The sequence below is a fragment of the Pantoea septica genome, assembly GCF_002095575.1.
GTDB classification, from domain to species: Bacteria; Pseudomonadota; Gammaproteobacteria; order Enterobacterales; family Enterobacteriaceae; genus Pantoea; species Pantoea septica.
The window spans coordinates 18751-36853 of record NZ_MLJJ01000013.1 but is presented as its reverse complement, the minus strand read 5'-3'; the positions used below and the strand labels follow the sequence as shown (position 1 = coordinate 36853).

Below are 18103 nucleotides of genomic sequence, written 5' to 3'. Positions count from 1 at the left end.
GATTTGATCGCATAATATGGTAACCAACCGGCAGCGCTACCGCGAAAAAGTCTCCCAGATGATCAGCTGGGGGCACTGGTTTGCTCTGTTTAATATTATATTCGCGTTGATTTTAGGCAGCCGCTATCTGGTGGTCGCCGACTGGCCCGCGTCGCTCGCGGGGCGCATTTACGCCTTCAGCAGCTGGATCGGCCACTTCAGCTTTATCGTATTCGCCGTCTATCTGCTGGCGATATTCCCGCTCACCTTCGTGGTGATGTCGCAGCGGCTGCTGCGCGTCTTGTCGGCGATTATCGCCACCGTCGGGCTGACGCTGATTATGGTCGACAGCGCGGTGTTCAACCGCTTCCATCTCCACCTTAATCCGGTGGTGTGGGAGCTGGTGATCAACCCTGACCAGAGCGAGATGGCGCGCGACTGGCAGCTGATGTTTATCAGCGTGCCGCTGATTTTCCTTGTGGAGATGCTGTTCGCCACCTGGAGCTGGCAGAAGCTGCGCAGCCTGAACCGGCGCTCGTTCGGCAAGCCGCTGGCGGCGCTGTTTATCACCGCTTTTTTCGCCAGCCATCTGCTCTATATCTGGGCCGACGCCAACTTTTATCGTCCGATCACCATGCAGCGCGCCAATCTGCCGCTCTCCTATCCGATGACCGCGCGACGCTTCCTGGAGCGTCATGGTCTGCTGGACGCGCAGGCTTACCAGCAGCGCCTGATCCAGCAGGGCGATCCGGAAGCGGTGTCGGTGCAGTACCCGCTCAGCGATATCGCCTTCCGCGACGGCGGCACGCGCAACAACCTGCTGGTGATCACCGTGAAGTCGCTGAACGCCGGCGACATGGCGAAAGCGCTGCCGCAGCTTAATCAGTTCGCCGGCGATAACCTGCGCTTTACCCAGCACTTCAGCGCGGGCGACCTGCCGGAAAAAGGGCTGTTTGGCCTGTTCTACGGTATTTCCGCCAGCTATATGGACGGCGTGCTGTCGGCGCGCATGCCGTCGGCACTGCTCGGCGCGTTAAGTTCGCAAGGCTACCAGTTCGGACTTTTCTCCTCCGAAGGCTTCAACCAGCCGCTCTATCGCCAGGCGCTGCTGACGGACTATAGCCTGCCCGCGACAGACAGCCAGCCTAACGCCAGCACCGTCTCCCAGTGGCAGAACTGGCTGAACGGACAGAAAGGCGACGGCAATCCGTGGTTCTCCTGGCTGGCGCTGGACGGCGTCAATCTGAGCGGCTCTCCGGCGAAAACGCGTCAGCGTAGCTATCTGCGTCAGGCTGCCGCCATTGATGAGCAAATTCATACGGTGCTCGCCACGCTGGAGCAGCGCGATCTGCTGAAAAATACCGTGGTGGTGATCACCGCGCAGCAGGGCGTGGCGCTGGACGGCAACGTCGAGAGCGTGGGCAACCGCGCGAACCTGCAGGTTCCGCTGGTAATCCACTGGCCGGACACCCCTGCGCAGACTATCGATCGCCTCACCGACCATCAGGATGTAATGGCGACGCTGATGCAGCGCCTGCTGCACGTGCGCACCAACCCGGTGAACTATTCGCAGGGGGAAGATCTCTTCGCCGCACAGCGTCGACACGACTGGGTCGCCAGCAGCGAAGATAATCGTCTGGTGGTGACGACGCCGCAGGTGACGCTGGTGCTCAACAATAACGGCAGCTATCGCGCTTACGATGCCAGGGGCAATGCCCTGAAAGATCATAAGCCGCAGCTGGCGCTATTGCTGCAGGTGCTGACGGAAGAGAAGCGTTTTATCGCTAACTGATTATTTATGAGGCAGTTAGACGGCTGCTGCTTGCATTCCGCCAAATAAACAGTAGACTAAGCCCCACTGTTCGGCACGTAGCGCAGCCTGGTAGCGCACTGTCATGGGGTGTCAGGGGTCGGAGGTTCAAATCCTCTCGTGCCGACCAAAATTCCCTACTAAAGCAGCCTGTTAAGGCTGCTTTTTTTATGCCTGCCGTTTGCCTTTTCTCTCTTTTCGCCCAGACGCAAAGGCTCTGCCTCGTGCGGCTTCCGCGCCCTGGGTGCGGAAACATGGTCTATACTGACTTCTGTGTGGGTAACGAAGAGGAGAGTTTATGCATTACATTGAAAAAGACGATCCAAACAACGCGCCCGAGTCAGGCGACAAACGTCCTGAACCGGATCAAAAGCAGTAACCCACAAAGGCCGCCACGCGCGGCCTTTTTACTGGGGCTGCCCGCGCGAGACCTGTAAGCTTTTTACCCACTGGATAAAATACCGCCTCCCTCTTCAGCCGCTTACTCTGCGCAGCCGACGCTGATCTTCCTCACAAAAATCGCAGGCCGCCGCGCTTTTTAACCTTAATGAAACAAAACTGTCATAAACATTCCTTAATCTTAATGCCTCTGAATTTCGGATGGATATCACTATGGTTATCAAAGCGAAGAGCCTGCAGGATGCGGAAGAACTGCTTCATTCAGGCGTCAGCAAAGTGGAACTGGCTTACAATATCGGCAGCGACGATTTTTTTCGCCTGGCCTCGCGCTGGTGCGATCGCGGTGCGCGCATCACTAAAGGTCACCATCACTTCGTGGTTTCCGTAAAGGGCTTTGCCATCCCGCCTAACGACTAAGCGGTTGCCCCGACCATGGCGGGCTGCTTTAATGCCCTTTTGCGCGCCGCCGTGGAACCCTATGCATCCTCAGCTCATTTCTCTGCCGCCTCCCGAAGGCGGCTTTATTCGCTCCGCGCATCTGCGCCGTGGCGATGTTCTGCTGGCGCAGGCGCGCTTCGACCTGACTCTCTATGACGACAGCTTCAGCGCGCGCTGGAATCTCCCCCTGCCGCCCGCTGTGCGGCAGGCGGTAAAAAAGCGCCGCGCTGAATACCTGGCCAGCCGCTGGCTGGCGCGCGCGGTAATGGCCAGTCTCGGCATTCCCGACTTTCTCCTGCAAAACCACAGCGACCGATCGCCCATCTGGCCGCCCGGCATTCAGGCGTCGCTGTCGCACACCGACGGCGCGGCGGCGCTGGCCGTGACCCAGCAGCCGCTCTGCATCGGCGTTGATATTGAAAGCGTGATGAGCCTGCGCACCGCAGAGGAAACCGCCGCGCTGCTGATGAGCGACCAGGAAAAGGTGCGGCTGCGCGCGCTGCCGCTGCCGTTTTCGCAGGCCGCAACGCTGCTGTTTTCGCTGAAAGAGAGTCTGTACAAAGCGCTGTGGCCGCAGCTGCATCAGCCGATGGATTTTCCTCAGGCCAGCCTGCTGGAGGCGGATATCGCCGCAGGCAAAGCGGTGCTCGTGCTGAACCACAGCTTTAGCGCGGCGTTTGCCGTCGGTACGCGGCTGGAGGCGGAATTTCAGCTGGAGACGGCTCGGGTGCTGACGCTGCTGACCTGTCCTGCGGCTGGCAACAAAAAACCGGCTCTGTCCCCTTTTCGCTAAGCTTTTTCTTCCTGCTGATAAGTGAGGTCGGTGCGCTGTACCGCATCCAGCGTCGCCATGTCACGCTCGCGTCCGGTCAGCTCGCTGAGTTTGCCTTCGCGCATCTCCAGCAGGCGGTCGGCATGCATAAAATAGTGGTCGTCGTGGCTGATGGCGAACACGGTTTTGCCCGACGCCTGCAGCCAGGGCAGCAGTTCGCGATAGAAGACGCGGCGGAAGTGAGGATCCTGATCCGCCGCCCACTCGTCCAGCAGCAGCACGTCGCGCTCTTCCGCCGCCGCCAGCAGCAGCGCGAGCCGCTTGCTCTGCCCTTTCGACAGCTGCAGGTTGAGGATTTTATTGCCTTCGATTTTCAGCTTGTCCTGCATTTTCAGGCGTTCAAGCCAGGCCTGCACCAGCTTAGGATTCGCCGGCGCGCCTTCGCGCCCGATCAGCCGGTCGAACAGGTGCACGTCGGTAAATACGGCGGAGAAATGCTTGCGCCAGCGCTCCATCTCTTCCGCGCCGATCGGTTTGCCGTCCAGCAGCAGCGTGCCGCTGTGCGGCTGGTAGAGGCCCGTCAGCAGCATCGCCAGCGTCGACTTGCCGCTGCCGTTGCCACCGATCAAGAACACCAGCTCGCCGCGCCGCAGCGTCAGGTTGATGGGGCCGACTTCGAAACCGTTTTGTCCATAGTGGAAGCAGACGTCGCGCAGCTCCAGGGTATGCCACTCCGCCAGCGGCGGCAGCGTATGGAAGCCCTCCTGATGGGGCGCCAGGTCGAAGGCGTTAAGCTTGCGAAACGCTACCTGAGCGCTGAGCAGCGTCGGCAGCGCGCCGACCGCCGACAGCAGCGGCGTGCGCAGGAACAGCAGCGTTAGCGAGAAGGTCGCCGCCACCGCGGTGTTCGCCCAGCCCAGGCTATTGGCCATAAAAAACACCATGCCGATAGCGCCGAGCGTCATGATATTCGACCAGTTTACCGCGCTGAGATGGTAGGTGTCGGCGCGCACGATATGGTGACGGTAGGCTGTCGCGTCTTCCTGATAAACGGTTTCGTAGATGAGCTGGGCGCGCTCGCGGTTCAGGTGCAGCTCTTTGCGCCCTTCCGTTACCGTCTGGAAATCGCGGTAGAGGTCATCTTCTACCTCGCGCAGTTTCGCCATATGGCGATAAACGCGCGACACCAGCAGCCAGCCGCCCACCAGCGTGACCGCCATCCATACGCTGGAGACCATCAGCATTTTAGGCGAGAGCCAGGCGAGATAAATTGCCGATCCCAGCGTGATGATAATGCCCTGAATCAGCTCCGGCAGGCGGACGAAGGCGATGGTGATGGCGCGAATATCGCTGGTCAGTCCGGCCAGCAGCTGAGCGTTGCCGATCTGCTCCAGCCGCTCGACGCGGGTATCCAGGATGCGCTTGATAAATTCGCCGCGCAGCCGCCAGACAAACTGGTGCCCCAGCAGCGTCAGCGCCAGCTGGGCGGCGAGCGTCACCGCCATCAGCAGCACCAGCTGCAGCAAAAAACCAGGCAGCACGGAGAAAGAGGTATTGATCGCCGAGATCATTTCGCTGTTGATATAGGCGATCATGGCGATGCCGAGCACGGCGCTGAGCAGCGTCAGCAGGATTACGCCGATAAAAGGCCAGCGAAACTGGCGAAAAACAACCTTGAGCAACGCCATATAAAAGTCCAGCAGTCAGGAAAGCAGCCAGCAGTTTAAAGCGATGCGTAATGATAGCAATAGTTATTCGCAATCGCGCCGCGCTCAGAAGGCGCGGCGGAAGGTCAGGTTGTAGCGGAACGCGCCAGCCAGCGGATGATCGCCGGGCTTAAGCGGCAAAATGCCGTGGTAGCGCAGGCGCGACGGTCCGCCCCATACCACCACGTCGCCATGCTCCAGCAGCACGCGCTGAGTGGCGTCGCCGCGCGCGAAGCCGCCGAACTGGAACACCGCCGGCAGCCCCAGCGACACCGAAACGATCGGCTGACGCAGATCGCGCTCATCTTTATCCTGATGCAGCGTCAGCTTTGCGCCGGGCGCGTAGCGGTTGATCAGGCAGGCGTCAGGAGTGAACTGCGGGAATCCCGCCTCGCGCGCGCAATCAAGCGCCAGCTGGCGAAACAGCAGCGGCATCGGCGGCCACTTGCGGCCATTTTCCGCATCCTGCTCGGTATACTGATAGCCGCGCGAGTCGCTCGACCAGCCGAAGTCGCCGCAGTTGGTCATCGCCACCGACATGCGGTGGCCGCCCGGCGTGATGCGATGGTGGAATGGATTCTGCTGCGCCACCGCCAGAAGCGCCTCTATCAGCGCCGGCGCCTCTTCGCGCGCGCGGCGTCGCAGAATGGTCGCGCCCTCCGCCAGCGGCTCCTGCCAGGGCGCTTCTTCACTAAACAGATCAAGCATCATTCCCCCTTGCGCGGCTACTCACCGTCGATCAAAAAAGCTTTGAACTGCGGCGACATCCAGCTGACGAATTTATCGCCCTCTTTACTGATAAGATAGACCGCCAGCTGCTGCTGCAGCGCCAGCGCCTTCGCCTTTTCGCTACCCAGCACCATCAGGCCGGTATCCCAGCCGTCAGCTTCCAGCGCCGTAGTGGCGATCACCGTGGCGGAGACCAGCCTGTGCTCAATGGGGCGGCCGGTCGCCGGATCGATGACGTGTGAAATACGTTTGCCGTCCAGTTCATAATAGTTGCGATAGCTGCCGGATGTGCTGATGCCATGCCCCTGCAAGTCAACCCGCGCCTGCACGGCGTTTTCGCTGTCGGTAGGTTTCTGGATCGCCACGCGCCAGCGCTGGCCCTGCGCGTTTTCCCCGCGACTCAATACCGCCCCGCCGACCGAAACCAGATAGTTGTTGATCCCTTCCCGCTCCATCAGGCGCGCCAGGTGGTCGGTCGCGTAGCCTTCGCCCATGGTAGAGAGATCGACATAGAGTCCCGGCAGATCTTTTTGCAGCCACTGCCCCTCCACCGTTTCGAGAACGCGCAGATGCTGTAGGCCGGTTTGCGCCTTAGCGGCGACGATCTCCGCCTCTGTCGGGCTGTGGGCAGGCTGTTTCGCCGGGCCGAATCCCCAGAGATTCACCAGCGGCCCTACGGTGATATCCATCGCGCCGTTGGTTTTCGCGCCGATACGCAACGCCTCGGTGACGATATCCGCCATATCGGCGCTGACCGGCTGCGGCGCGTCGCCCCGATAGCGGTTGAAGCGCGACAGCACGGAATCGGGTTTCCAGGTCGACAAAGTCTGGTCATCCGCATCAAGCTGCTGCTGGATCGCCTGCTGCAGTGCCGCTTTGCGCGCCGCGTCGACGCCCGCCAGCGACACGCGCCACACCGTGCCCATGGTTTTGCCTTCCAGCACCATCGCCTGCGGCGGCGTTGTGCTATCGCAGGCGCTCAGGGCGAAAACTGCCGATGTCATTAGCAGAATATTCCAGTATCGCATTCTTCCCTCATCTGTAACGCTATATTCCAGCCTGAAACAAAGCATAAGTCGTTAGTAAAGTAGTCAAAAGCGGCTTGTAAACCCGCACTGCCTGACCCAATCTCTGGCAGGGAACCGGCTGATAACAGGAGGCCCCAATGATCTATCTGATTCTCGCGTTCGCAGGCGGACTATTTATTTTCAGTATCGTTAAGCTGCTACAACAGCGGCGTCAAAAGCGGCTTGACTGGGGCGCGGCGCGCCAGCGTTGAGCAGTTGTGCACCAAAATGCTGCGGCAGTGTAGCAAAGCAGGCGGAAAATCCGTGGCTGTGAGAGCGATCGAGCTGGCATAAATACTGCACTGTTCAGACCGGGTTTAATTCCGGGAGGTGCAGCATGCGTAAATCATCATCAACGTTCGGTCAGTGGCAGCAGTGGCTGAGTTTTTCCGCGTTCACCCTGGCGGGGGTAGGGTTTGAGGGCAGCGCCCCGCCGCAGCCAAAAACGCCGCCTGCGGCCAGCCGCAGGCGGACGCTGCAGTCGTAGCTACATCCCCAGTTCGCTCAACCCCGGATGCTCGTCCGGGCGTCTGCCGAGCGGCCAGTGAAAGCGTCGTTCGCTGGCCGCTATCGGCAGGTCGTTGATGCAGGCGAAACGTTCAATCATCAGCCCGTCAGCGCCGAAGCGCCAGTTCTCATTGCCGAAGCTGCGGAACCAGTTGCCGCTGTCGTCATGCCATTCATAGGCAAAGCGCACCGCCAGCCGGTCTTCATGCCACGCCCATAGCTCTTTGATCAGCCGGTAATCCAGCTCCCGGCTCCATTTGCGGCTGAGAAATGCCACCACCGCGTCACGCCCCTGCACGTGTTCGCTGCGGTTGCGCCAGCGCGTCTCCAGACTATAAACCTGCGACACCCGCTGCGGATCGCGGCTGTTCCAGGCATCTTCCGCCATACGTACTTTTTCGATTGCGCTCTGTTCATTAAAGGGAGGAAGCAGCATTGTCGTCTCCTGCGGCTAAAGTCAGTAGGTAGACAGAATTGTCTACTTGCGTTACTCTGCTGCATGTAGACAATTCTGTCTACTAAAAAATCAGAGGCCTGATTATGCTCGCTCCGCTTGTTTTCGATCCTGCCGCCGCCGCCCGTGACCGCATCCTGACCACGGCACAGCGGCTCTTCTACCAGCAGGGTATTCGCGCCACCGGCGTCGATCGCGTGATCGCAGAAGCGGGTGTGACCAAGGTGACCTTCTATCGCCATTTCCCGGCGAAAAGTCAGCTGATCGCAGCGGCGCTGGAGCAGCGGCATCAGCGCTGGATAGAGGGATTCCAGCAGGCGCTGGCGCAGACGCCCCTTCTACAGGATGCCCTGCCCGCCGCGCTAAAGAGCTGGTTTAGCGAAGCGGATTTCCGCGGCTGTGCCTTTATCAACGCCAGCGCAGAGCTGGGCGAGAGCCTGCCTGAAATTAGCGCGCTGATCCGGCGACATAAGCAAGAGATGGCAGACGCCATCGCTCTCAGGCTGGCACAAACAGAACGCGGCAAAAGCGGACAGATTATGTTGCTGGCGGAAGGCGCCATCGTGCGGGCGCAGCGGGGAGAAGAGACGGAAGCGGTGACAGAGGATTTAGCCGCCGCGCTGGCGGCGATTCTGCGCAAGGGAGCGTAGCCCGCAGGCTACGCTCCTGGGCGGTTTAGAACTGATAAACCAGACCCAGCGCCACGGTGTCGTCGGTGTTGATGCCGGCCGCGTCGGTGAATTCATTGTCGTCCAACAGGTTGATCTGGTAATCAACGTAGGTGGACATGTTTTTGTTGAAGTAGTAGGTCGCGCCCACATCAACATATTTTTTCAGGTTCTGTTTGCCCCAGTTCTGAATGTCGGTGCCGCGTGAGGTCACGAACGCCAGGGACGGACGCAGGCCGAAGTCGAACTGATATTGCGCCACCAGCTCCCAGTTATCCGCTTTATCAGCGAAACCATGGATGTCGTCGTCAGTGGAGCCGAAGCGCGTAGCGTTGTAGGAACGGCTGTACATCGCCGCCAGGTAGATATTGTTGGCGTCATACTTCAGACCGCCGGTGTAGACTTCCGCCTTGTCGCCGCGACCCAGAATAGCCGGATCGCCGCCGTTCTGATTGCTGGTACGGTCAGAAGAGAACATTGCCGCGCCGATACCCAGACCAGAACCCAGATCGTAGGTGGTGCTCAGGCCCCAGCCGTCGCCGTTCTCGCCCAGCACGTTGCGGCCGGAGGTTTCACGGCTCGGGTTGTCGTTTTTGCCCTGATACTGAACGGCGAAGTTCCAGCCGTCTACCAGGCCGAAGAAGTTAGAGTTGCGGTAGGTCGCCATGCCGTTGCCGCGCTGGAACATAAAGTTGTCCGCGCCGTAGGTGTCGCCGCCGAATTCTGGCAGGACGTCGGTCCATGCGCCGATGTCGTACGCTACGCCGTAGTTACGACCGTAGTCGAACGAGCCCGCATCGCCGAACTTGATACCGGCGAAGCCGACGCGCGTATAGCTATTAGCGGTACCTTCGTCTTCCGACGTGTTCAGCGCCGCCTGATATTCCCACTGGCCGTAACCGGTCAGCTGGTCGGAAATCTGGGTTTCGCCTTTGAAGCCGAAGCGCAGGTAAGACTGATCGCCGTCATTACCGTCGTTGTCTGAGAAATAGTGCAGACCGTCGACTTTGCCGAACAGGTCTAATTTGTTTCCGTCTTTATTGTAGATTTCCGCTGCGCTTGCAGAGCCCGCTGCGATCAGCAGCGCAGGGATCATCAGGGAGAGAACGCGACGTTTCATTTTATTGCCCTCTGTTATATGCCTTATTTTTGCCACTGCGAGCTGAACGCTTAAAAATTCAGCCGGCACGCCATTGTTATTTTATAAAGCGCAATAAGCCATCACGAAAATGCTACGAAATTTCCAAATCTGTTTCATAATGCGTAACAGTTATTTCCAGATGTAATAATTGCGGAACTAATAACCAGCACGTATCGATAAAAATTATCGCACAAAATATCAAACCGATTTTTATACTTTTACTTTCATGGTATTACATGCGTTGCCATATGAGCACTGAATGATAAAACATATACGTCATCTGAGAATACAATAGATCCCGCTATCATCATTTATTTCATTATTACCTTCATTCACCCCGAATGAGATGTTTACCCTAATTTCCCGCCGGACCTGTATGTCCGGCATTTTTTTTGCCCATAATTTGACCTTCCCCCCGAATCCGAAAGTAAACTTAATTAACGCCTTTAAAATAACCCTGCCGACGGCCGGCACTTATTGCGAATAATCGCACGTCTGGCTAATGAAGATGCTGAATATTCCCCATGTTAATTTATCACCGTAATAAAGCGCCTCGCCTCAGAGCATGCCGGTCTTATTTAAACGCTCTGGCGGGTGCGCCAGAAATATCGGCGTAAAGCGTTGCGAATATCATCGCCTTACCGATAGCGGCGGGTCAGCGCCTGGCGACGCCAGCCCAATTGGGCGGGTCAGAAGCGTAACGAGCCAGGCGGAAAAGTGACGCTTAGCTCATCAGCTTTTTTGGAACGTTGCCAGGAAAGTTCTGGAAAAATTCAGAGACGGGATAAAAGTCGTTAAAATGCCGACTTTCACGCCGCTTTATCGCTACTCTGCCCTTCCCGGCAGCGCATGCGGCCGCGGCTTTGATGCTACACTTCGTCGCTTTAATACTCACGAATATCACTATGACCGCAATGGACGCCGCCCCACCCAGGAAACTTCACAGCCGAGTCAGTCTGGGAACACGCCTTGTTTTTCTTATTGCCGGTCTCGGCATGTCCGCCTGGGCGCCGCTGGTGCCCTTCGCCAGCGAGCGGCTGGCGCTGAGCGGCGCATCGCTGGGCGCGCTGCTGCTCTGTCTCGGCATCGGATCGCTGGCGGCGATGCCGGTTACCGGCGCGCTGGTAGGCCGTTTCGGCTGTCGCCGGGTCATGTTCGGCTCGACGCTGGTGATCCTGGCGATGCTGCCGCTGCTGGCGACGCTGGAAGTCATGTGGATGATGGCCGCGACGCTGATGGTTTTCGGCGCCGGGCTGGGCATGCTGGACGTGGCGATGAACGTGCAGGCGGTCGAGGTGGAAAAAGCGGCCGGCAAGCCGATGATGTCCGGCTTCCACGGCTTCTTTAGCCTCGGCGGCATTCTGGGCGCGGGCGCGATCAGCCTGCTGCTGGGCGCCGGTCTGTCGCCGCTGGCGTCGGTGGCGCTGGTGCTGCTTCTGATGGCGCTGCTGCTGGCGGCCAGCCTGCCGACGCTGATGAGCGAACGCCTGCATCAGCCCGATCAGCCGTGGCTGGTGGTGCCGCGCGGCTTCGTCGCCTTTCTCGGCCTGCTCTGCTTTATTCTGTTTCTCGCCGAAGGCGCCGTGCTCGACTGGGGCGCGCTGCTGCTGCTGCAGCGCCCCGAGATGTCCACCGCGCACGCCGGACTGGGCTATGCGGTCTTCTCGGTAGCAATGACCATCGGCCGCCTGACCGGCGACCGCATTATTCACCGCTTCGGCCGCTTTTCTGTGATGCTGACGGGCGCGCTGACCGCGTCGGCCGGCCTGGCGCTGGCGGTATTTCTGCCGTGGCCGCAGATGGCGCTGCTCGCTTTCCTGCTGGTGGGCTTCGGTTTGTCTAATACGGTGCCGATGTTATTCAATGCTGTCGGGAATCAACAGGATATGCCCTCGAATCTCGGGATTTCCGCCATGACAACGCTGGGATATGCGGGTATTCTCTCAGGTCCGGCCTTAATCGGATTTATTTCTCAATGGCTGAGCCTCAGCGGTGCCTTTCTGCTCATCGCGCTGCTGCTGCTGGCTGTGGCCGCCAGTGCCCGACTGGTTGCGCGATGATTTCAGGTGCCTGACACGCTATGTTGCCCTTTAAGTTTCCAGTGACATCCGGCAATGTCACTCGCTTTTTTGTGATTTTCAATCTGGTGCTGCTGCTGGCGCTGGGCTTTATGGTTCACAACTCGGTCAACGCCTGGCTGACCGAGAAACGCTATGCCATGGCCGATCTGGCGCGCGCGACGCAAAAGCGCATCGACGCCTATCGCTTTGCGACCTGGCAAATTTACGAGAATCTCGCCACCAGCGCGGCGGGAAGCACGCCGAACAGCAGCCTGCAGGAGACGCGGCTGCGTCCGGACGTCTACTATCTGGAAAAAACCCGCCGCAAAACCGAAGCGCTGATCTTCGGCTCGCACGACAGCAGCACGCTCGATATGACCATGCGCATGTCGAGCTACCTCGATACGCTGTGGGGCGCGGAGAACCCGTCCTGGTCGATGTATTTCCTTAACGGTCAGGACAATAGCCTGATCATGATCTCTACGCTGCCGCTGAAGGATATGGCGACGCGCTATAAAGAGAGTGCCATCAGCTCGCTGGTGGATGGCCGCCGCGCCGAGATGCTGCAGCAGGCCAACGCGCTGGACGAGCGCGAAAGCTTCTCGCCGCTGCGCCACTTCTCGTTTCAGAACGACCACTACTTTACCCTGCGCACCACTTTCAACCAGCCGGGCCACCTGGCAACGGTAGTCGCCTTCGACCTGCCGATCAACGATCTGACGCCGCAGAACATGCCGATCGAAAACTTCCAGCTGCGCCAGGACACTGCCCTGCCCGCCGCTAGCGGTCAGGAAGAGAGCGAGAGCACGCAGATCGCCATCGTCAATCCCGACCTGGAGATTGCCGCTACTCTGCCGAGCACGCCGCTGCAGCTGGTCTATCGCGTGCCGCTTACCAGCCTGATGATGGATACGCTGCATAATCTGCTGTGGCCGCTGCTGGTGAACCTGCTGCTGTTTCTGCTCTCTTTCGCCGGCATGACGCTGCTGCGCCAGCAGTCGCTGCGCCCGAGCGAAAACCAGAGCGCGGAGCTGGACTCGCTGCGCGTGCTTAACGAAGAGATCGTCGCCAGCCTGCCGGTCGGCCTGCTGGTGTATGACTTCGCCAGCAACCGCACCATCCTCAGCAATAAGATCGCAGAACATCTTTTGCCGCATCTGAATCTGCAAAAAATCATTAATATGTCCGACCAGCATCAGGGCGTGCTGCAGGCGACCATCAACAACGAAGTCTATGAGATCCGCCACGCGCGCAGCGTGCTGTCGCCCCATACTCAGCTGTTTTTGATGCGCGATCAGGATCGCGAGCTGCTGGTGAACAAAAAGCTGCAGAAGGCGCAGCAGGTGCTGGATCGCAACCATCAGATGCGCCAGCAGCTGCTGCAAAATCTCGGCCACGCCCTTAACCGCCCGCTGGAAAACGTGGTGGCGCAGCTGGTGCAGCTGAGCCAGCGCGACGAAGACGAAACCGTGCTCGACCTGCTGGACGAGAGCCAGGGCCTGGCGCGGCTGGTGGACGACATCGTCCTGCTTAACCGTCTGGAGGCGCACGACTGGTCGCCAGACGCCAGCGTTTTCAACCTGCAGGAGCTGCTGGACGAGATCGCTCTGGAAAGCCTGCCGCTGATGCGCCGCAAGGGCCTGTCGCTGGTGGTGAATAACCTGCAGCCCAACGACGAGCAGCGCTTCGGCGACCGCCGCGCGCTGCGTAAAGTGCTCGCCACGCTGATGCACTACGCGCTGACCACCACGCGCTGGGGCAAGATCTCCCTGACGGTGAGCGCCGACGAGGCGCATCCGGAGCGTCTGCTGATTGAGCTGGTGGATACCGGCGCAGGGCTGACCGTCGACGAACTGGCGAACGCCGACTTCCCGTTCCTCGGCGAAACCAGTCAGGATCGCTACGGTCAGGCGTCCGGCATGGCGTTTTTCCTCTGTAAGCAGCTGTGCAAACAGATGGGCGGCAGTCTGGAAATTCTCGCTAAACCCGATATCGGCACGCGCTACAGCATTCAACTCCCGCTGGCGGTAGAGCCGCGGCCGGAAGAGGAGGAGGAGAAGCTGCTGGACGGCGTGACCGCGCTTATCGAGATCGAGGTAGAAGATGTTTACAAAATCGTCTGCCGACATCTGGAGAACTGGGGCGCGCGCTGCCTGTCGCCCGCAGAGCGGCTGTCAGGACAGGAACATGACGTGCTGGTGACCGACGATCCCAACAGGCTGAGCGGCTGGGCGCTGCTGCTGGCGGAGGATGAGCTGGGTCACCACGCGCTAAACGATCGGCAATACCGGGTCAACTTCAATCTCAGCAATGCGCTGCAGGATGCGCTGCTGGCACTGATTGAACAACAGCTGGCCCATGATTCCATGGATGAGAGTACAGAAGACGAGGAATTAACCCCGCTGCTTAGCGGCGGCTACTTCCAGCTGTTTACCGAGACAGTACCGCCTGATGTAAAGAGACTGTATACTGAGTCGGCGGAAAAGGACTACGCCATGCTTGCTCAGACAGCGCATCGCCTGAAAGGCGTGTTTGCCATGCTTAACCTGACGCCAGGCAAACAGCTTTGTGAAGAGTTAGAACTGCACATCAAAGCATGTGACGATTCAAACATTACAAATACCACCAGTGACATTGACGCTTACGTCAATGAACTGCTGCAGCAAGGTAACCAATAAGATGAATAACTTAAATGTAATTATTGCCGATGACCATCCAATTGTTCTTTTCGGTATCCGGAAATCTCTGGAACAAATTGAATGGGTCAACGTTGTAGGTGAGTTCGAAGACTCAACAGCACTGATTAACAGCTTGTCAAAGCTTGACGCCAACGTTCTGATCACCGATCTCTCCATGCCTGGCGAGAAATATGGCGACGGCATCACGCTGATCAAATATATCAAACGTCACTATCCGGATCTGTCGATTATTGTTCTGACCATGAACAACAACCCGGCCATTCTGAGCGCCGTGCTGGATCTGGATATCGAAGGCATCGTGCTGAAACAGGGCGCGCCAACCGATCTGCCGAAAGCACTGGCTGCTCTGCAAAAAGGCAAGAAGTACACGCCGGAAAGCGTCGCGAAACTGCTGGAGAAGATCAGCGCTGGCGGCTATGGCGACAAGCGTCTGTCGCCGAAAGAGAGCGAAGTGCTGCGCCTGTTCGCTGAAGGCTTCCTGGTAACAGAGATCGCCAAGAAACTGAACCGCAGCATCAAAACCATCAGCAGCCAGAAAAAATCGGCGATGATGAAGCTGGGCGTCGATAACGATATCGCCCTGCTGAACTATCTCTCCTCCGTCAGCGCAACCCAGGTCGACAAAGACTAACGCGTTGTTCAGACGGCGCTCCGGCGCCGTCTGGTTTTCTGCGTCAGCATGCTGACGTCCGCCTACCCTTCCCGCGCTTTTCTTACCCGCTCCGCGTAAACCGCCAGCGTAGTCTTCAGTACGTCCAGCGTCACCGGTTTCGACAGGCAGTTATCCATGCCGGCCTCCATGCAGCGCTGCTTCTCTTCTGCCAGCGCGTTGGCGGTAACGCCGATCACCGGGAAAACGTGGCCAAGCTGACGCAACCGCTGCGTCAGGCGGTAGCCGTCCATATTCGGCATGTTGACGTCGCTCAGCACGATATCAATCTCGCTGCGGCTGATGACGTTAAGCGCGTCGACGCCGTCCTGAGCGGTTTTCACCTGATAACCCAGCGTACCGAGCTGCTCCGACAGCAGCATGCGGTTAATAGGATGGTCGTCGACAATCAGAATCATAATATCGTCGTTGCTGATCACCTCTTCCGCCGGCGCTGAGAGCTCAAGGTTGGTCGCCGTGTCGCTCTGAATGGCAATGCGGTAGATGCGCGCCAGCAGGCTCGGCAGTTCGTGCGGCGTCGCCGTGCTGTGCAGCCAGTGTCCCGGCGCGATTTCTCGCGGCATATCGATATGGGCGCCGCTGAAGATAATGACCGCCCGCAGCGTCTGCTCGCCTTCCGGCTCATAGTCGGTGATCAGCACGTCGTCGCTGCCGCCTTTGCCGTTATACGGCAGGATAGCGATGCCCTGCTGCTGCAGATCGCGCTCGATAAAGCCGGCGAGATAGTCGTTGCGCATATCGATCCACAGGTTTTTGTTGTGCAGCCCGTCGAGCAGCGGCGGCGCAGGATGCTGGCCGTTATAGATCGGAATGCGCACGATAAACTGGCTGCCCATGCCTAGCTCGGAGTCCACTTCGATATCGCCGTCCATCATATTGGTCAGCTTTTCGCAAATGGCGAGGCCCAGGCCGGTGCCCTGGAAGTTGCGCTGCACGCCGTTGCCCACCTGGAAGAAAGGATCGAACAGCCGCGTAATCTCTTTGCCCGGGATCCCCACGCCGGTATCGCGAATGCGAAACGCCAGGTAGCCCTCTTTCACATAGGCGTGGAGAATAATGCAGCCGGTGTGGGTGAACTTGATGGCGTTGTTAAGCAGGTTGGAGATCACCTGCTGAAGCCGCAGCGGATCGCCATCCAGCGCCAGCGGCACGTCATGCTCGATAAAGCAGTAAAGCGTCAGCCGTTTTTTCATCACCAGCGAGAGGTAGTTGCCGGCGATATGGCTGAGCACTTCGCGCGGCGAAAAGGGACGCGGCTCGATCTTCAGCTGTTCCGACTCAATCTTGGAGAAGTCGAGAATATCGCTGATGATTTTTAGCAGCAGGCTCGACGAGTTGTTCATTGCGGTGACCAGCGAATCGACCTCTTTTGGCAGCTGTTTAGTCTGCATCAGGTCGAGGTTGCCGATAATGCCGTAGAGCGGCGTGCGCAGCTCGTGGCTGACGGTGGCGAGAAACATCGACTTCGACTGGCTCGCCTGTTCCGCCGCCTGCGCCATCTCCTGCAGCGACGTCTCCATGCGCACGCGCGCGGAGACGTCCACCAGCACGCAGATCGCCACGTTTTCGTTGCGGTAGCGCGAGTGCACGAAGCTGATTTGCAGATTGGTGTTGCTGCCGGTCAGCACATCGACGAAGTTGACCTGCTGGCTGCCGATAATTTCATTGAGCCGCTGGCGATCTTCCTGCGTCAGCAGCGTCAGATAGTTGTGCGCCAGCTCGTTGCTGAGAATATTGGTGCCGTCGCGGGTACGCAGAATGCAGATGCCCACCGGCGCCGAGGCGACGATTTTGCGGTTGAACTGCTCATGCTCCTCCAGCCGGTGCGCATTCTCCTCGGCCGGCAGGAACATCCGGCGCTCAAACAGCCAGGCCAGGGTAAAGAGCACAATCGCGCTGAGCAGATTGAGCAGCAGCGCGTTGATGATCATCAGCTTAAGCTGGTCCACCAGCACGCGGGTCGGCACCGACCACACCACGTTGAGATCGGAAGGCGGCAGCGGCTTTTTCAGCACCAGCTGGCGATAGCCGTCGAGATAACCGAACCAGCTGGTGTCGTCCGACAGATCGTTAAGCGAGAAACCGGCGCCGCCGCGACGCGACGTCAGCAGCGGGCGATAATTCTCATCGACGATGGTGGCCACCACCGGCAGGCTGCCGGGCTGGATAAACTCGTCCAGCCGGATATTCTGTTCGACGCCCAGCAGCGCCTGCAGCTTATTGGCGACGTAAACCGGCACCATCATATAAAAGGTGCCGACGCCGGGCTGCGCGCTGGCGTTAACCCAGTAGACAGGATTGCGGCGCTCTTCGTCGTTGCCGTTGCGATAGCGCAGCACGCGCTCGCGCAGCGTCTTAAGGCTGCGTTCGCGATCCACGTTGCTGCTGCCGATAGTGAAGTCCGCCAGGCACTGGCTTTCGCCGCCGATGAAAAAGACGCGGTTCAGCTCGTAGGTCGAGGCGAAGTTGCTTTTCCAGTAGTTGATGTAGTAGCTGAGAGAATCGAGCGAGTTGCGCCAGGTATTGCTCATTGAGGAGCAGTCGCCGTTGGAAAAGAGCGGCGTAAACTGCGGCAGCGTCGATTTGCCTGGCAGCACGCCGTTAATCATATCCAGGCCGCTGCTGGCGCTGGTGAGGCGATTTTCAGAAATGTACTTTAGCTCGCGCATCACGTCGGCGGAGTGGCGCACATACCATTCCGCCTGGCCATAGTTGCTGGCGAACTCTTGCCGCACGCTGTTCTCTTTGTCATGCAGCACGCCGATGATAAAGAAGGTGGTCAGCACCGCGCCCAGCGTCCAGAGCAGCAGCGCCAGCGCACGGAACAGGTAGCGCGAGATGCGCAGCGTGGTTCGGAAAGAGACCAGATATTTCAAGGGAAACTCACTACGGCAAGGTTAATGACGGGCTGGCTTCAGGATGCTCATTACACTAGCTTCATCAGGGGAGAAAAGCCAGTCGGCATCTGCGCTTAACGTGCCGCGCCGCAAAAAGCAACGGCAGG

General features: G+C 58.9%; 14 protein-coding genes and 1 tRNA gene. 9 read left to right on the top strand and 6 right to left on the bottom strand.

Annotation, left to right across the window (positions count from 1 at the left end; genetic code table 11):
* Positions 1–16: 16 nt before the first annotated feature.
* The 4 genes from yejM to HA46_RS09105 all read left to right on the top strand — a co-directional run bounded on the left by yejM (position 17) and on the right by HA46_RS09105 (position 3419).
* A complete protein-coding gene (gene yejM, locus HA46_RS09120; protein ID WP_084883775.1) occupies positions 17–1771 on the top strand; it encodes an LPS biosynthesis-modulating metalloenzyme YejM in 1755 nt (584 codons plus the stop codon).
* A 71-nt stretch (positions 1772–1842) separates the two neighbouring features.
* Positions 1843–1919 (top strand) — tRNA-Pro (locus tag HA46_RS09115).
* A gap of 482 nt (positions 1920–2401) precedes the next feature.
* Positions 2402–2605: a hypothetical protein gene (locus HA46_RS09110; RefSeq protein ID WP_033750392.1), complete on the top strand. Its 204-nt coding sequence runs from the start codon at positions 2402–2404 to the stop codon at positions 2603–2605.
* A gap of 61 nt (positions 2606–2666) precedes the next feature.
* Positions 2667–3419 (top strand): 4'-phosphopantetheinyl transferase family protein, encoded by a 753-nt coding sequence (locus HA46_RS09105; RefSeq protein ID WP_051563634.1) that lies wholly within the window; start codon positions 2667–2669, stop codon positions 3417–3419.
* On the opposite strand, the gene HA46_RS09100 is transcribed toward HA46_RS09105, so the two are convergent.
* The 3 genes from HA46_RS09100 to apbE all read right to left on the bottom strand — a co-directional run bounded on the left by HA46_RS09100 (position 3416) and on the right by apbE (position 6861).
* Positions 3416–5086, bottom strand: a complete 1671-nt coding sequence (locus HA46_RS09100) for a multidrug ABC transporter permease/ATP-binding protein (RefSeq protein ID WP_033791620.1) — start codon at positions 5084–5086, stop codon at positions 3416–3418. The genes HA46_RS09105 and HA46_RS09100 overlap by 4 nt on opposite strands.
* Positions 5087–5170: 84 nt before the next feature.
* Positions 5171–5812 (bottom strand): DNA oxidative demethylase AlkB, encoded by a 642-nt coding sequence (gene alkB / locus HA46_RS09095; RefSeq protein WP_033791621.1) that lies wholly within the window; start codon positions 5810–5812, stop codon positions 5171–5173.
* A 17-nt stretch (positions 5813–5829) separates the two neighbouring features.
* Positions 5830–6861, bottom strand: coding sequence for an FAD:protein FMN transferase ApbE (gene apbE, locus HA46_RS09090; protein ID WP_033791622.1), 1032 nt, complete (start codon positions 6859–6861; stop codon positions 5830–5832).
* Positions 6862–7237: 376 nt separating this feature from the next.
* On the opposite strand from apbE, the gene HA46_RS21145 reads away from it, so the two are divergent.
* On the top strand, positions 7238–7387 hold the full coding sequence (locus HA46_RS21145; protein ID WP_167626703.1) for a hypothetical protein: 150 nt from the start codon (positions 7238–7240) through the stop codon (positions 7385–7387).
* On the opposite strand, the gene HA46_RS09085 is transcribed toward HA46_RS21145, so the two are convergent.
* The gene (locus HA46_RS09085; RefSeq protein ID WP_033791623.1) at positions 7388–7843 is read right to left on the bottom strand and encodes a nuclear transport factor 2 family protein; all 456 of its coding nucleotides are present in this window, start codon (positions 7841–7843) and stop codon (positions 7388–7390) included. It abuts the gene before it with no gap.
* 104 nt (positions 7844–7947) lie between these two features.
* Between HA46_RS09085 and HA46_RS09080 the strand changes: the two genes are divergently transcribed.
* Positions 7948–8511, top strand: coding sequence for a TetR/AcrR family transcriptional regulator (locus HA46_RS09080; RefSeq protein WP_084883772.1), 564 nt, complete (start codon positions 7948–7950; stop codon positions 8509–8511).
* A 25-nt stretch (positions 8512–8536) separates the two neighbouring features.
* Here the strand turns inward: HA46_RS09080 and ompC are convergent, their stop codons facing one another.
* Complete coding sequence (gene ompC, locus HA46_RS09075) at positions 8537–9649, bottom strand: porin OmpC (protein ID WP_033791625.1); 1113 nt, start codon at positions 9647–9649, stop codon at positions 8537–8539.
* 926 nt (positions 9650–10575) lie between these two features.
* Between ompC and HA46_RS09070 the strand changes: the two genes are divergently transcribed.
* From HA46_RS09070 to rcsB, 3 genes are read left to right on the top strand one after another with little or no spacing between them, the layout of a single operon-like run.
* Positions 10576–11730, top strand: a complete 1155-nt coding sequence (locus HA46_RS09070) for an MFS transporter (RefSeq protein WP_084883769.1) — start codon at positions 10576–10578, stop codon at positions 11728–11730.
* A gap of 23 nt (positions 11731–11753) precedes the next feature.
* Positions 11754–14408 (top strand): phosphotransferase RcsD, encoded by a 2655-nt coding sequence (gene rcsD / locus HA46_RS09065; protein ID WP_084883868.1) that lies wholly within the window; start codon positions 11754–11756, stop codon positions 14406–14408.
* Between the two features lies 1 nt (position 14409).
* Entirely contained in the window at positions 14410–15060 is a 651-nt protein-coding gene (gene rcsB, locus HA46_RS09060; RefSeq protein WP_033791627.1) for a response regulator transcription factor RcsB, read from the top strand.
* A gap of 62 nt (positions 15061–15122) precedes the next feature.
* Here rcsB and rcsC read toward each other — a convergent pair whose 3' ends face one another.
* Entirely contained in the window at positions 15123–17975 is a 2853-nt protein-coding gene (gene rcsC / locus HA46_RS09055; RefSeq protein ID WP_084883766.1) for a two-component system sensor histidine kinase RcsC, read from the bottom strand.
* Positions 17976–18103: the final 128 nt, after the last annotated feature.